Source organism: Streptomyces sp. RK9 (assembly GCF_045070545.1).
GTDB classification, from domain to species: domain Bacteria; phylum Actinomycetota; class Actinomycetes; order Streptomycetales; family Streptomycetaceae; genus Streptomyces; species Streptomyces alboflavus.
Window position 1 is genome coordinate 4,758,063 of sequence record NZ_CP173703.1, and the last position, 13,666, is coordinate 4,771,728.

The following is a 13,666-nucleotide window of genomic DNA, read 5'->3' on the forward strand; positions in this document are numbered from 1 at the left end:
TTCGTCGGACGCTCAGACTGGTATTAGCGTTTCGCTCCGTGGAATCAAGTAACTCACGTAACTCAGGCAAGACAAGACACTCCGGCGTACACGTGCGCCGCCGTGGCCGTCTCATGGCGACGCTCGTCGCGCTGTCCTCCCTGGCAGCGGTCATGACGGGCACACAGCAGGCCGTTGCCGCGGGTGGTCCGGAGGACGGGACCTTCGCCAAGGTGGACTCGTCCACGTTCGTGCTCTATCCGCGCGAGATACCGGGCGTCGACCCGGGGCAGCACGGGGACCAGACGGCCCGGTCGGTCATCGAGGGCGCGGAGGCGACGAAGGCCGTGGCGAAGGCGTCGCCGCTGAGCGTCGCCCAGTCACGGCAGCACACCGGCCGGAACCTGTGCCACTCGACGGGCCTCAACGGCACCTTCAAGTACAACGGCTTCTGTTGGGACGAGAAGGACGACGCGACCAGCGCGTTCAACAAGGGCGGAGGCTGGCACCCGCAAGGCATGACGGCCTCGCACGACGCCTACGCGGGCGGCACCGCGGACGGCCACCACCTGTACATGCAGGCCTGGTACTACGGCAGCGGCGACGACGGCAACGGGTCCACCGTCCGTGACCAGAAGGCCCGCGTCTCCATCCTGGAGTCGACCGGCAAGGACTGGAGTTACGGACACGTGCTGCTCGTCCGGCCCCAGGGCAGCAGGGACAAGCCCACCTTCAAGGCGGTCGACAACGTCCATGCCGACGGCATGGCGTGGTACGGCAACCGGCTGTTCGTCGCCAACGGCGGCGAGCTGCAGATCTACGACCTGAACCACCTGTGGAAGATGAACTCGATCTCCGCGGACGTGGGCATCAAGGGCGGCGTCTCGTCGGCCGGCCACCACCAGTGGGCGCTGCCCATGGTCGCCCGCTACGGGTACCAGACCAAGGCTCAGGAAGCCGCCTGGGAGCAGGCACACGCCGGCCGGAAGGCCCTGCGGGCCTGTGACGGGCTCATCGCATGCCTCAGCTCGCTGAGCGTGGACCGCGGCACCGGGAGCCTGGTGTCGGGGGAGTACCGCAGCAACTCCGACGAACTGCGCCACCTCGATCCGCCGAAGCCCATCGACACACGCCCGGCGCGCGTCATCAGCTGGCCACTCGCGTCCCTCGGCGAAGGCGGCACGAACCCCGTCACGGCGACTTCCGCGTACGTAGCGCCCGTCCGCCAACTCCAGGGCGTGGCGACCGACGGCACTTACTACTACCTCTCCGGCGAGTGCCCCGTCGGCTACATGGGAGACGCCCGCCCCGGCGACACCCTCAGCTACTCCTGTGTCTACCAGGCCAAGCCGGGCGGCCGGGCGTCAGTCCTGACCCGCGCACCCGCCCTGACCCAGAACCTGTCCTACGCGCCCAGCTCGGGCCGCCTGTGGGGCAGCAACGAACAGACCGGCCACCGCGTCGTCTTCTCCCTCCAGCCCAGGCGGGCCGACTCCGCCGTCTACCTCAGCAACGACTACAGCGCCCTCTGCGCCGGCGCGGGCAACAAGATCACCAACGGTTCGAAGGTCATCCAGTGGGGATGCACCAACGCCCAGGACGAGAGGTGGGTGTTCGACGAGACCACCGACTCCAACGGCAAGCGCGCCTACACCCTCCAGAACGCCTACTCGGGCAAGTGCATGGGCCCCGCGTCCAGCCTCGCCAACGGAGCCGGCATGGTGCAGTACACCTGCAACGGCGCAGTCGACCAGAAGTGGTGGCACGACCCGGACACGCACGCACTGCGCAACGTCTATTCGGGCAAGTGCCTCGGCCTCGGCTCCGCGGCGACCAAGGGCTCCCAGCTGATCCAGTGGACCTGCAACGGCGCGGCGGACGAGAAGTGGTCCAAGACGGCCCGCTGAGACCCTTCTGACGGATCTCCGCGGCGTCGCGGCGTTCGGCCACGCCTTCTGGGTGTGCCGAACGCCGCCCCATTCGGTGGCCGCTACCCGCCGTCGCCGGAGGGCCGGGGCGTCGGCGACGGCACGCGGGTGAGGTGGAAGTAGAAGTCCGCGGGCGCCCCCTTCTTGTCCATCAGGCCGAGCAGCACATCGTCGGTGAGCCGCCGGAAGTGGTCGATGATCGGTAACTGGTCATAGACCATCGCCGTGGACTGTTTGCCGCGGTGGACGACCTCGTGGAGGGTCGCGAGACCCATGTCCTCGTACGAGAAGACGTTCCCCTCCTCGTCGCGGCAGAGCAGCGGTTCCACGTGGTCGGGGGTGACGAACCGCTTGCCGTACCAGCGCATCTTCGCGAGCAGCGCGGCGTTCTCGCTGGTGTGCTCGAAGCCACCGCCTCGCCAGGTGCCGATGAGGAGGTCGGCGCCGACCGGTTCGAGACGGTCGAAGAGTTCCGTGAGCCGTGCGTTGTCGCACTCTCCCGCGGACGCGATGATGTCCAGGACTTCCTGCTCGACACGCTGGATGCTCATGGCTGGGATCTCCCTCTGCCGGGGGCCGGACGGTGTGTGCCGGGTGTCCGTGGCGCTTCCCGCTCCGCTCGGCAGCGGCGAGGCCGCCGTGCCGGGCCGTACCGGGTCGAAGCGGTGGTACATCCGCGCGTGCCAGAGCACCACCCGCTCCAGCGCCACCGCGGAACCGTACCCGGCCGAGCTGAGCGGAGCCAGGGCGCGTCGGCAGCTCTCCAGACCCGCCTCGGCCCGGTCGCGCGCGGCTTGTGCGCTCAGGCCGATGGCGAGCGCGTCGATCTTTCCCTCGGATCGCTCCCGGTGGTGGCCGCGCAGGTCGTTGAGCAGACGAATCGCGATGGCGCCCTCGCGCAGCGCGGCGCGCAGGACGGGGAGGCGCCGCGGCAGATCCGGTTCGTCCAACAGGGCCCACAGAGCGGTGACCTGCTGCTCGACGCCGATGGTCCAGGCGCCGTGCCGCAGGTAGTCGGTCAGCTGCGGCGTCGCGGCGCCCACGTCGGGGCGGGCCGCCGCGCTTTCGTGCCGCATGCCGACGAGCGTCTGACGCATGCTCTCCCGCCAGAGGGCGACGAGTTCGGGGCGGCCGTCGCGCTGCAGGTCCGCGGCGATCTCGGCCAGAGCCCGCGCCATCGGGTCGTCGGCGTGGCGACCGCTGCCGCTGTCGGTGTCGCCCGCGAGGACTTCGTGCCAGGCCTGGACGCGGGCCGCGGTCTCGTCCGACCCCGCGTGGTCGGGTGCGTCCAGGACGTTGTCGATCGCCATCAGCCAGACCATGAGCCGGGAGATCCGGTAGCAGGATTCCGAAGGCAACCAGGGCGTCATGAACGCTGTCTGAAGACACATCAGGGGAACGAGCGCGGGATCCATGGGCAGACCGTGCGATTTGAGCCAGATCTCAAGGCGCGGCATGTTCTGCAGCGCGGTGGAGCATGTGTCCGCTATGGAGACGATCTCCGTGGGCGGGTAGCCGGTCGGCGACGAAGTGTCCACACCCTCGAGGCTACGTACGTGCCGGGCGGTGAACCACACCCCCACATCACCCGTCGCTCCCCACGCCACCGGAACGGATACAGCGGAACCGCGAAAGATTGAGGTCAGATGTCCGCAGACTGCCCGTTGTCCTCCCCGCCGGACGCGCACTTATCGGCGTTACCGTCCTTCTCGCCCCCACCGGCCACACGTCGGTCGCCCACCCTCGGCCCCCGTGTGAACCGTGCGCTCGACCTCGCCACCCGGCACGCCCTCGCCACCCAGCGGCGCAACGGCTCCTGGCTCGCCGCCCCCGCCGCCCGCGTCACCGAGACCGCCCTGTGCACGGTGGCCCTGGCCCGCTCACCGCACCCCGGCGCCGAGCGGGCGGCTGAGCGGGGCAGAGCCTGGCTCGCGGGCGGCGCCGCGCCGCAGGACCACCATCCGGTGGCCCACGCGGTGGAGACCGCGCTGTTGTCGCTCGCTCTGGAGACCGGCGGCCCCATCGACATGAGCCACCCCGCCTTCACGGACCGGGCGCTGTCGGCCCGCGCCAGGTTCCTCCAGGCCATCGCCCTGCACACCGGCCGAGCGACCCGCGGCGGCACCGGCCCCGCCGACCTGCGCGCACTGCTGGCCTCCGAACTCGCGGCCCCGGGCCGCCTCAAGCGCTGGACCCGGGTGGAACTCTGGTCCGCGCACGCCCTGGTGGAGACCCACTTCGGCAACCGGTCGGCCGCCCGGCACGCCACCCGCATGATCGCCGACGAGCAGTCCCCGGAGGGCGACTTCTTCGCCAACCCGGTCACCACCGCTCTCGCCGCGCTCGCACTGCAAGCTGCCGCCCCCGGCACGCCCGCCGCCCGCCGCGCCGCACACCACCTGGTCTCCGGCCAACTCCCCGACGGAACCTGGCGCTTCTCCACCAGCGACGTATGGGACACCGCGCTGACCGTGCGGGTCTTCCACAGCGCGCCGCTCTTCCGTCGCCACGGTCTGCCCGCCGCCGTCGCGTTCCTGGTGGCGGCGCAGAACCCGGACGGCGGCTGGCCGTACCGCTCGGGCGTCGAGTCCGACAACGACACCACCGCGGCCGTCCTGATTGCGCTGGCCGGCCTGCACGACGTGCCCGGCACGACGGTCGGGGCGGGACTGCGCCACCTGGCGGGGCAGCAGATGTCCGACGGGCTGTGGCGGACCTGGCAGTCCGCCGGGGACCCTCCCGTGGACGACGTGATCGCCCACGTCGTCACTGCCCTCGACCGGCACCCCGGCCGCCACCGGGTACGTCCGGCCGCGGCACGCCGCTGGCTCACCGAGCGCCTCGGCGCCCAGGGACGCTGGCAGGCCGGCTGGTACCGGGGCCTGCCGTACGCCACCGCCGAGGTCCTGCCCGCGCTGAACGGCGCGGCGGCACCCGCGGCCGGGCACCCCGCCGCCAGGACGCTCGCCAACACCCGCAATCCCGACGGGGGCTGGCCCGTCGAGCCGGGCGGCCCCAGCGTTCCCGCCGCCACCGGCCTCGCGCTCGCGGCCCTGGAACGCGGCGGCCTCCACGACGCGGACCACTGGGACGAGGGGCTCACCTACCTCGTGGCGACCCAGCGCGCCGACGGCACCTGGCCCGGCGTACCCCTCATGTACGGTCCGCGACCGCTGCTCAGCCACTTCCCCACCCACACCCACGCGTTCGCCGCGGACGGCCTCTTCGCAGGGCAGCGCCGCCTGGATGCCACCCGCGCGCCGAAGGAGGGGTGACGCGTGCGCACCGACACCGCGGCGGAACGTTTCCCCGCCGCAGCTCCCATCGCCCCCGGCAGGGTGCCACTGGCCGGGCACGCCGCACGCCTGCACCGCGACCCGCTGCGCTTCGTCCGCGAGCTGCGGCGCCACGGACCGGTGACGAGGATCTACATCGGCCCCCGCCCGGTCCATTTCGTCACCTCGCCGGACATCGTCCGGGAACTGCTGACCTCCCAGGCGCGTTCCTTCGACAAGGGCGCGATGTTCGACGCACTGCGCGGACCGCTCGGCGACGGCCTGATCACCGCCTCGGGCGACCGCCACCTGCGCCACCGGCGCCTGGTGCAGCCCGCCTTCCACCACGCCCGGATCGCCCGCTACGCCGACGTCATGTCCGAACGCTCCCTGGCCCGGGCCGCCGCCTGGAAACCCGGAACCACGATCGACCTGGTGCCGCAGATCCACCGGCTCACCCTCGACACCCTGCTCGCCACCCTCTTCGCGGACCCCCAGGACCCCGAGCTGCACACCGCCGTCGAGGGCTGGCTGTCCGTCAAGTACCACTCGATGCGCCTCGCCCTGTCCCCGATCGACGCCTGGGCGGAACGCATCCCGCTGCTGCCCGGATGGCGGCCGCCGGACGCGGGCCCGCTCCGCCGCCTCGTCGCCGTACAGGAACGGATCATCGGGGCCTACCGCGCCACGGGCCGGGACCGGGGCGACCTGTTGTCCATGCTCCTGCTCACCGGCGGCCCGGACGACGCCCTGACCGACGCCGAGGTGACCGACGAACTGATCACCCTCTTCCTCGCCGGGACCGGCACCGTCAGCGCGTCGCTCGCCTGGGCGCTGTACGAGATCTCCCGCCGCCCCGACGTCCAACGGCGGCTCCACGACGAGCTGGACACCGCCCTCGCAGGACGTGCCCCCGGTTTCGACGACCTGCCCGCACTGGTCCGCACCCGGCAGGTGCTGACCGAGGCGCTGCGGCTGCACCCGCCGTCGTGGCTGCTGATGCGCCGCGCGCTGCGACCGGTCACCCTCGGCGGCGTGCGGCTCGCTCCGGGGGCCGAGGTGTTCTTCAGCCCGTACGCACTGCACCGCGATCCCGAGCTGTACGACGATCCGGACCGCTTCGACCCCGAGCGCTGGCCGCGCCAGAGCGCCGTGAGGGCGCCACGCCATACGTACCTGCCCTTCGGGGCGGGCACCCGGCTGTGTGTCGGCGAGGACTTCGCCTGGACCGAACTGACCCTGGCGCTCGCCGCGTTCCTGGGGCAGCGGCGCCTGACACCGGCCGATTCCACCCCCGTACGGCCACTGGTCGGCACCGTCCTGCGGCCGGACCGCCTCCCTCTCACCGCCCACGCCCGCCCGTCCTGATCCGACCCGTCACGATGCCGAGGAGCCATCTATCCATGATCGACAAGGAGCCCCGGATGGCAGCGCACACGCAGCCGTCGGCCGAACCGGTCGCACGGTCCGGCCGACTGCGCGACCGGGTCGCCCTGGTCATCGGCGGTGCCTCCGGTATCGGTGCCGCGTGCGCGCTACGGCTGGCCGAGGAGGGCGCCGTCGTGATGGTCGCGGACCTCGACGAGGATGGCGCGCGACGGGTGGCCGGGCAGATCACGACGGCAGGGGGCACCGCCCTGCCCCGCCGGATCGACGTCACCGACCCGGACAGCGTCGGCCTCGTCGTCGCGGAAGCCGCCGAGCTGCGCGGCGGCCTGCGCATCGCGGTGAACAGCGCCGGCGTCGTGGGCCCGCTGGATCCACTGGCCGACCTGTCACCGGCCGATTTCGACACCGTGATGAAGGTGAACCTCTACGGCGTCTTCCACGCCCTGCGCTGCCAGCTCGCCTCGATCGCCGCCACGGGAGGCGTGATCGTCAACCTCGCCTCCATCGCGGCCCATTCGGGCTTCCGCGGCCACGCTGCCTACGCCGCCGCCAAACAGGGCGTCCTCGCCCTGACCCGGACCGCGGCCCGCGAGTACGCCGACCGGGGTGTGCGCGTCCTGTCCGTCTCACCAGGCATCGTCGACACGCCCCTGCTCGCCGAGCTGCCGCCCCACGCCACGGAGGGCCTCCTCGACTCCCTTCCTCTGCGGCGCGCCGCCCGGCCGAGCGAGGTGGCCGCCCTCATCGCGTTCCTGGTCTCCGACGACGCGGCGTACGTCACGGGCAGCGACCATGTGGTCGACGGGGGATACCTGGCCAAGTAGCGGCACACGATGGCCGCGGCCAGTTCCTCCAGGGCCATGCGGAGCTGAGCGCGCTGCGCAAGACCTGTTGGGAGGACAAGGACCGCTCCGTTCCGACATCTTCACCACGACCGTCGCCGCCGACGAGGAGAACTTCCTCGACCGCTCCCCGACCCGTTTCCGCGACGCCACGGAGACCCCGATCGCCGGTCGAGCACCACCGCGAAGGTGCGTCGACCGCGTGCGGCTCGAGGCGCTCGCGCGCCTGCGGACCCGGTGGTCAGGGGCGCGGCCGCGCCGGCAGGTAGTACGGGCGGTTGTGGGCGGCCACCGGGGGAGACTGGTACGTCCAGGCGCCGGCGGCCGGTGTCGCGTCGCCGAGGAGGGCGCGGACGGTGTGGCCGAGGTCGTCGTCCGGGGTGTGGAGGGCAAGGCGGGTGCGGGAGGAGAGTCCGGGGGCGGTCAGGTCGTACCAGCGGTAGGGCTGGTAGACGTTCATGGGGCCGGCGAGCAGGCGTCCCTCGGGGTCGGTGCCGTAGCCGGTGACCGGGGCGGAGTTGGCGGCGACGGCGCTGAGGCCGTCCAGGTCCGCCGTGATGTCGAGGAGCGGGCTCGGGTCCCTCTCCAGGGTGTCGTCCGGGCCGATCGTGGCCGCCTTGCACCGTACGGTCCAGGTCTCTCCCGCGGGTCCGTTGAGGGACGGCAGGTCGACCTTGAACCAGCCCGGGTACTTCGGTTCCGCGTAGAGCTCTTTCCCGGCCCTGATGGCGAACGGGTTGTCGCACACGACGTGGAGGCGGGCGATGCCGAGCAGCTTGGTCTGGTCCCAGCCCTGCGCGTACTGGGCGTAGGTGAGGCGCGGCAGACGGTCGCCGTCGCCCGTCGGGAACGCGATGACGTTGAACTCGATCTCCTGCGTGACGCCGCCGCCGAACGCGTACTGCGCGAAGTACAGCTGGTAGTTGAGCGAGACCAGCGCCCGCCCGTCGTCGAAGACGGCCGCGGTCAGGTCCGGGTGGTGCTTGGCGAGCACCTCGCGGACCGGGTCCGGGTCGACCAGCCAGTCGATGCCGACCTGGTGCAAGGCCCCGTAATGGAAGGGGAGTCGGAAGGGCTCGGGAACAGGGGGTAGGGCGGCGGTCATGCCGGGGCTCCAAGGTCGGGTGGCGGCTCGTCGGACGTGGGGGATGCGAGGGGCGGGGCGAGAGCCGCCGGACGGTCGCGGACAGCCAGGTCCGCCTCGATGCGCTCCGCGCTGCGCAGGGCGAGCGCGGCCATCGTCAGCGTCGGGTTGGACGTGGCCACCGACGGCATGCTGCCGCAGCCGACCGCGTACAGGCCGGGGTGGTCCCAGCAGCGCTGCCAGGCGTCGACCACGGACGTGGCCGGGTTGTCGCCCATGATGTGGGTGCCCGCGGCGTGCCCGGCGCCGCGATAGCCGTACGTGCGGCCGCGGTGCTCGAAGCGACCCGGCCAGGCCGCCACGGGCGTGTAGTCGGTGTGGTCCTCCGCGTCGAGCAACGCGAAGATCTGGTCGGAGACCGCACGGGCCGCCGCCATCCCCTCCTTCACGTGCTCGTCAAGGTCGTACGTGATGAGGGGGCGGGGCAGGCCCAGCGCATCGCGCTCGTGCGGGTGGAGGGTGACCCGGTTCGCGGGGTCGGCGCCCTGCTCCATCTCGAACTGCAGGGTGAACTGGCGGCGGATCCGGTCCCCGACCGCCCGCCGCAGCTCCGCCCCGAACAGACCCCGCTCGGTGACGAAGTGGTGCACGTCGGTATCGACGGACCCCTTCGCCCAGACCCATCCCCACGCCCCGAGCTCGACGCGGAACGGAGCCCGGAGGCTGCGTGCCGCGCCGGAGCGGAACCCCTCCAGGCCGGAGACCGAGCCGGGCCCCCGGTACGGTCGGGCGTCGTCGGGCAGCAGGCCCCAGGTCAGCAGGACCGGATGGTCCATCAGGTTGCGGCCGACCTGACCGCTGCGGTCGGCGAGCCCGGACAGGAGCAGCAGCCGGGCGTTCTCCACGGCGTGCGCGGCGAGCACGACGACATCGGCGTGCGCGACGGCCACCTGCCCGTTGTAGGAGCGGTGCTCCACACCCGTGGCACGGCCCCGCCCGTCGACGAGGACCCGGCTCACCACGGACCGGTCCCGGAGCGAGACGGTCGTACTCCAACGGCCCTGGGTCTTGAGCGGCGTGTACTTCGCGTACGAGGGGCAGTGCGGGACGCAGCTCGCGTTGCCCACGCACCTGCTGTCCGGGGTGGGCTTCCCGAGCCGCCCGCGCGGCACGTAGCCGCGCCCGCCGTCGTAGCGAGGGTCCGGCACGCCGTTGCGCGCGTGCGGGGTGCCGACCACGCGCAGCTCGACCTCATCCAGGGAGGCGGGGTCCTTGACGCACCGCCCGTCGAGGCGGGCCGCGAGCAGACGGTCCAGGTGTGAGGCGGGCAGGGCCTGCATGGGGAACACGTAGTCGTCGGGGAAGGACAGCCCGACGTGCGCGCGCTGTTCGTCGGCGTCGGCGGCCACCCCCAACTCCTCCTCGGCCGCCCGGTAGTGGCGCTCCAGGTCGTCGTACGTGATCGGCCACCGCCGTCCGTACCCGAAGGGCTCGGTGTCGAAGTCCTCCGGGAGCATGCGGGGCGCCAGGCCGGTCCAGACGTTGCCGGTGCCGCCGTTGACGCGGACGTAGCCGCTGGCGTAGGGGAACGGGCCGTCCTGCCGCAGGTGGCCGGCCGCCCGGAACCCCGGCGTCCCGTCCGTGCCGGAGAGGTCCGTCACCTCGGGCCAGGGGGCCACCGGATGGGCCCGGTAGGGGGAGCCGGGCACCTTGGCGGCGGCCGTCAGATAGGTGGTGAGCGGGTCGGCGGACGGTTCATGGCCGCCGGGAACGCCCGCGCCTGCCTCCAGGACCAGGACCCGCCTGCCGCTCCGACCGAGCCGGTGCGCGACGAGCGAGCCCGCGACACCGGCGCCGACGACGATCACGTCGTACCGCGTCACCGGCCGCTCCCCGCGCCCCCGCCGTCCGGCCCCGACCCCTCGCGCGCCTCGCCCCAACTCCCGTACCCGCCGGGGTCGGTGGCGGGAGCCTTGAGGCCGGCCGCCTTCCACACCAGGCCCTCGGCGTAAGCGCGCGGAGACACCACGACCGGCGGCGACCCCGGCCAACTGCCCGTGTACCAGAGATACGTCACCGCCTGAGCCGCTTCCCGCAGCCCGCCGTCCATGACGTCGCCCGGATCCCGCAGCTCGCGCAGCAGCCGCGTGTACCGCTGCGCACCGAGCCCTTCCGCGGCGACCGCCCGGTACACCTCGGTCAGCCCGGTGGCCTCCAGGGCTGCTTCGTCGAAGCCTGTCAGCCTCGCCGAGAGAGCGGCGAAGCGAGGTAAGTCGTCTGCGATGGGCACACGGGCATCGGTTGTAAGGGGCACGCGGGCATCGGTGCCCAGATGCCTGCCGGTGCATGCGCCGTGCTCCGGGAAGGGCTTGTTCGTGCCAGGTCGCCGGGATCGGTGCGATGGTCGTGCGCGGCGCTCCGCGCGACAGCCTCTGGACCCTGGACACCCTGCTGAACCCGGACGGCGGCTGCGGGCGGCCGCCCCGCGGGCCCGTGGGCCCACGAGGCGGCGGGTGTGCCGCGAGGGTCGGGTGGCGGCGTGGACTGTCCGTAGACCCGCAGATTGTTGGCGATGCAACGATGTAGAGGTTGTCGGCACCATCGCCCACCACGGCTGTGGGGGCGTGGAGCTGGGCTGCGTCGGCGGGTCCGCCGTCAGCCGTGCGCCCGGCCGTGCCCGTGCCTGCGACCGTGCTGATGTCGCCCTGGGGAGTCACCTTGTCGACCTGGTGCTGGTCCGCGTCGGCGAAATACAGGTTCCCTTCCCTGCCCACTGGTCGCCCGGAAGGAGTGGGGGGAGAGCATGCGTTTTCTGGATCGGGCACGCGCCACGAAGGCGAAGCTGCTGCCGGAGCTGGACGAGAGCCTGCGGTCGCTAGCCCCCGCGTACTTGGAGGACCCCGGCGGTCCCGGCGTCGGTCACTTCCGCGACAGGGGCGCCCCCGGGCTGCTGGTGGCGACGGCCCGCCAGGGCCGAGGGGCCACCGCTGTGGACGCATCGAGGGTGCAGTGCGCACCTCGGACCTTGTCGGACAGCTCGAGGCACGGTTGACCGCGGGCTTCACCTGGTACCAGCTGCTGATGACCGGCAGCCATCTCGGGGCCGCCGGCGCGCTGGTCGAGCGGGTGCTGCTCGACGACCGGGTGCCCGAGTCCGAGCGGGTCCGACTGGTGGTGGAGAGCGAGAGTGCGATGTCGGCCGCGGAGGGCGTCGCCCACCGGATCGACGACGGAGGAACGGGCGAGACGATGCTCGCCGACTCGCTCTACGTCCGCTGCTTCGTGCAGGACGCCCTCGCCCGGGAGGTCCCGCACGCGGTCGAACTGCTCGGCCACCCCGGCTCCACGGGCTCCGACGGGGTCGGCTGCCTCGGCGCCGTCATTGGCGGGCTGGCCCTGCAACCGCCGCAACAGCCGCGGATGACTGGTCCGTTGGCGGCGTACCTGATCGACGGGCTGCTCACCGTCGCCTGATCCCGGGTGTCCTGGCCCCGGACCACGAATTCCCCGGGCACGTCCCAGGCCGTCAGACGTGTCGATCGTGGTGACCGCTGGACAGCGCGGGGATTCGCCTCCGGCCGGTGTTTGACCTAAACCATGGTTGATGTACGAGGGTCGTGTCATCGAACGGCGAGACGAGGAGATTCCGATGACACAGCCCGTGATTCTGGTGACCGGCGCGACTGGCAAGGTCGGCGGCGCGGTGGTCGAGCAACTGCACGCGGCGGGCGTGCCCGTGCGGGCGCTGGTGCGAGGGGAGTCGGACTTCCCGGAGGGTGTGCAGGCAGTGCGTGGTGATCTGAGTGATCCCGTGTCGCTTGCCACGGCTCTGGAGGGCGTCGATGCGGTGTTCCTGGTGTGGCCGTTCCTGAGCGCTGAGGGCGCGTCGGAAGTGATCGACGTGATCGGGAAGCACGCTCGACGGGTGGTGTACCTGTCCTCCGCGGGGGTCGGGAGCGAGAAGGAGGAGCCGGGCGAGGCGATCACCATGTTCCACACGGAGCTGGAGCGGCTGATCGAGGCATCGGGCCTGGAGTGGACGGCGCTGCGGCCCACCGGGTTCGCGGGCAACACGCTGGGCTGGGCGGAGGAGGTCCGCACCACCGGTGCGGTACGGGCGCCGCTGGCAAGGCTGGCCCGTCCGCTGATCCACGAGGCGGACATGGCTGCGGTCGCCGTTCAGGCACTGACGACCGACTCCCTGCTCGGCGCCCGCCCCCTGATCACCGGCCCCGAACTGATCACCCAGGAACAGCAGGTGGCTCTGATCGGCGAGGCGATCGGGCGACCGGTGCGGTTCGAGGAGGTCACGCTGGACGAGGCCATCGAGCAGATGAAGGCCGCGGGCTACCCGGCAGAGCTGGCGGAGGCCGTGTTGCCGGCCCAGGCGGAGATGCTCGACAACCCGGAGCCGGTCAACGACGAAGTGGAGCGCATCACGGGGGCCCCGGCCCGATCCTTCCGGGAGTGGGCGGTGGACCACGCAGCGGACTTCCGCTGAGAGGGACGTCCATACACGTTGGCACAGACGACCGAAGCACCGAAGCCCAACGCCCTCGTCCGCGCCGGGGCCCGCTTCGAACGCGGTCACCTCATCGAGCGGCCCACGGAGCACGCGGCCCCACTGCGGCACCGTTCACGAGTCAGCTCGTACAACAGCGAAGAGATCCCGTCCGATCACTTCGATCGGACGGGATCTCGGCGTTGCCGGGCCGGTTCGGTCAGTAAGCGATCCTCCCGCTGACGTTACCGCTGAACTTGAGATAGAACTTCGTACCGTTGAGGACGTCCGTGGCGGCGGTTCCCCACTGGCCGGCCCGGATCGTCGTCGGACGGTTGCAGGCGTGGTTCTTCCAGCACGCCTGCACCTTGATCGTGGCGTTGGGCTTGACGTTGATGTCCGCACAGTTGGCCGTCGTGTAGGCCCAGTTCGGGTACTTGGGCCACACCTTGTTCACCGTGGTGAAAGGCTTACTGGTGTCGTAGCAGGCCAGGGCGGCCGAGGGCGCCGCGGTGGCCGCGCCGGTCGTGACGGCCGTTGCTCCTCCGGTCATCAGGAGCGCGGCCGTCACGATTCCGGCAGTGCGCATGGAACGAGTGCGCATGGAAGTTCCCCGTTTCTTCTCGTGGACTGACCCCATGGATCTGGTCGTGGGGTGCGCCGGAGCG

The 13,666-nt window shown here is 71.8% G+C and carries 11 protein-coding genes; 6 read left to right on the forward strand and 5 right to left on the reverse strand.

Annotated elements, in window-relative coordinates:
• Positions 1-113: 113 nt before the first annotated feature.
• The gene (locus tag AB6L24_RS19640; RefSeq protein ID WP_405656863.1) at positions 114-1,886 is read left to right on the forward strand and encodes an RICIN domain-containing protein; all 1,773 of its coding nucleotides are present in this window, start codon (positions 114-116) and stop codon (positions 1,884-1,886) included.
• Between the two features lie 83 nt (positions 1,887-1,969).
• Here the strand turns inward: AB6L24_RS19640 and AB6L24_RS19645 are convergent, their stop codons facing one another.
• A complete protein-coding gene (locus AB6L24_RS19645; RefSeq protein ID WP_405656864.1) occupies positions 1,970-3,445 on the reverse strand; it encodes a DUF4334 domain-containing protein in 1,476 nt (491 codons plus the stop codon).
• Between the two features lie 216 nt (positions 3,446-3,661).
• Between AB6L24_RS19645 and AB6L24_RS19650 the strand changes: the two genes are divergently transcribed.
• The 3 genes from AB6L24_RS19650 to AB6L24_RS19660 are packed head-to-tail and all read left to right on the forward strand — an operon-like array spanning position 3,662 to position 7,395.
• Positions 3,662-5,182 carry a prenyltransferase/squalene oxidase repeat-containing protein gene (locus AB6L24_RS19650; RefSeq protein ID WP_405656865.1) on the forward strand — a complete coding sequence of 507 codons (1,521 nt, stop codon included), beginning with the start codon at positions 3,662-3,664 and terminating at the stop codon, positions 5,180-5,182.
• 3 nt (positions 5,183-5,185) lie between these two features.
• The gene (locus AB6L24_RS19655; protein ID WP_405656866.1) at positions 5,186-6,550 is read left to right on the forward strand and encodes a cytochrome P450; all 1,365 of its coding nucleotides are present in this window, start codon (positions 5,186-5,188) and stop codon (positions 6,548-6,550) included.
• Positions 6,551-6,606: 56 nt separating this feature from the next.
• On the forward strand, positions 6,607-7,395 hold the full coding sequence (locus tag AB6L24_RS19660) for an SDR family NAD(P)-dependent oxidoreductase (protein WP_405656868.1): 789 nt from the start codon (positions 6,607-6,609) through the stop codon (positions 7,393-7,395).
• Between the two features lie 259 nt (positions 7,396-7,654).
• Here AB6L24_RS19660 and AB6L24_RS19665 read toward each other — a convergent pair whose 3' ends face one another.
• From AB6L24_RS19665 to AB6L24_RS19675, 3 genes are read right to left on the reverse strand one after another with little or no spacing between them, the layout of a single operon-like run.
• Positions 7,655-8,518 carry a hypothetical protein gene (locus AB6L24_RS19665; RefSeq protein WP_405656870.1) on the reverse strand — a complete coding sequence of 288 codons (864 nt, stop codon included), beginning with the start codon at positions 8,516-8,518 and terminating at the stop codon, positions 7,655-7,657.
• Positions 8,515-10,380, reverse strand: coding sequence for a GMC family oxidoreductase (locus AB6L24_RS19670; RefSeq protein WP_405656872.1), 1,866 nt, complete (start codon positions 10,378-10,380; stop codon positions 8,515-8,517). Before AB6L24_RS19670 ends, AB6L24_RS19665 begins: the two co-directional genes overlap by 4 nt.
• Entirely contained in the window at positions 10,377-10,787 is a 411-nt protein-coding gene (locus tag AB6L24_RS19675; protein ID WP_405656874.1) for a hypothetical protein, read from the reverse strand. The genes AB6L24_RS19670 and AB6L24_RS19675 overlap by 4 nt, the downstream gene beginning before the upstream one ends.
• A gap of 719 nt (positions 10,788-11,506) precedes the next feature.
• Here AB6L24_RS19675 and AB6L24_RS19680 point away from each other — a divergent pair.
• Both AB6L24_RS19680 and AB6L24_RS19685 read left to right on the forward strand, forming a co-directional pair.
• Complete coding sequence (locus AB6L24_RS19680; RefSeq protein ID WP_405656876.1) at positions 11,507-11,971, forward strand: hypothetical protein; 465 nt, start codon at positions 11,507-11,509, stop codon at positions 11,969-11,971.
• Positions 11,972-12,101: 130 nt separating this feature from the next.
• Positions 12,102-12,998, forward strand: coding sequence for an NAD(P)H-binding protein (locus tag AB6L24_RS19685; protein ID WP_405656878.1), 897 nt, complete (start codon positions 12,102-12,104; stop codon positions 12,996-12,998).
• A gap of 220 nt (positions 12,999-13,218) precedes the next feature.
• On the opposite strand, the gene AB6L24_RS19690 is transcribed toward AB6L24_RS19685, so the two are convergent.
• Positions 13,219-13,602, reverse strand: coding sequence for a hypothetical protein (locus tag AB6L24_RS19690; RefSeq protein ID WP_405656879.1), 384 nt, complete (start codon positions 13,600-13,602; stop codon positions 13,219-13,221).
• Between the last annotated feature and the right edge of the window lie 64 nt (positions 13,603-13,666).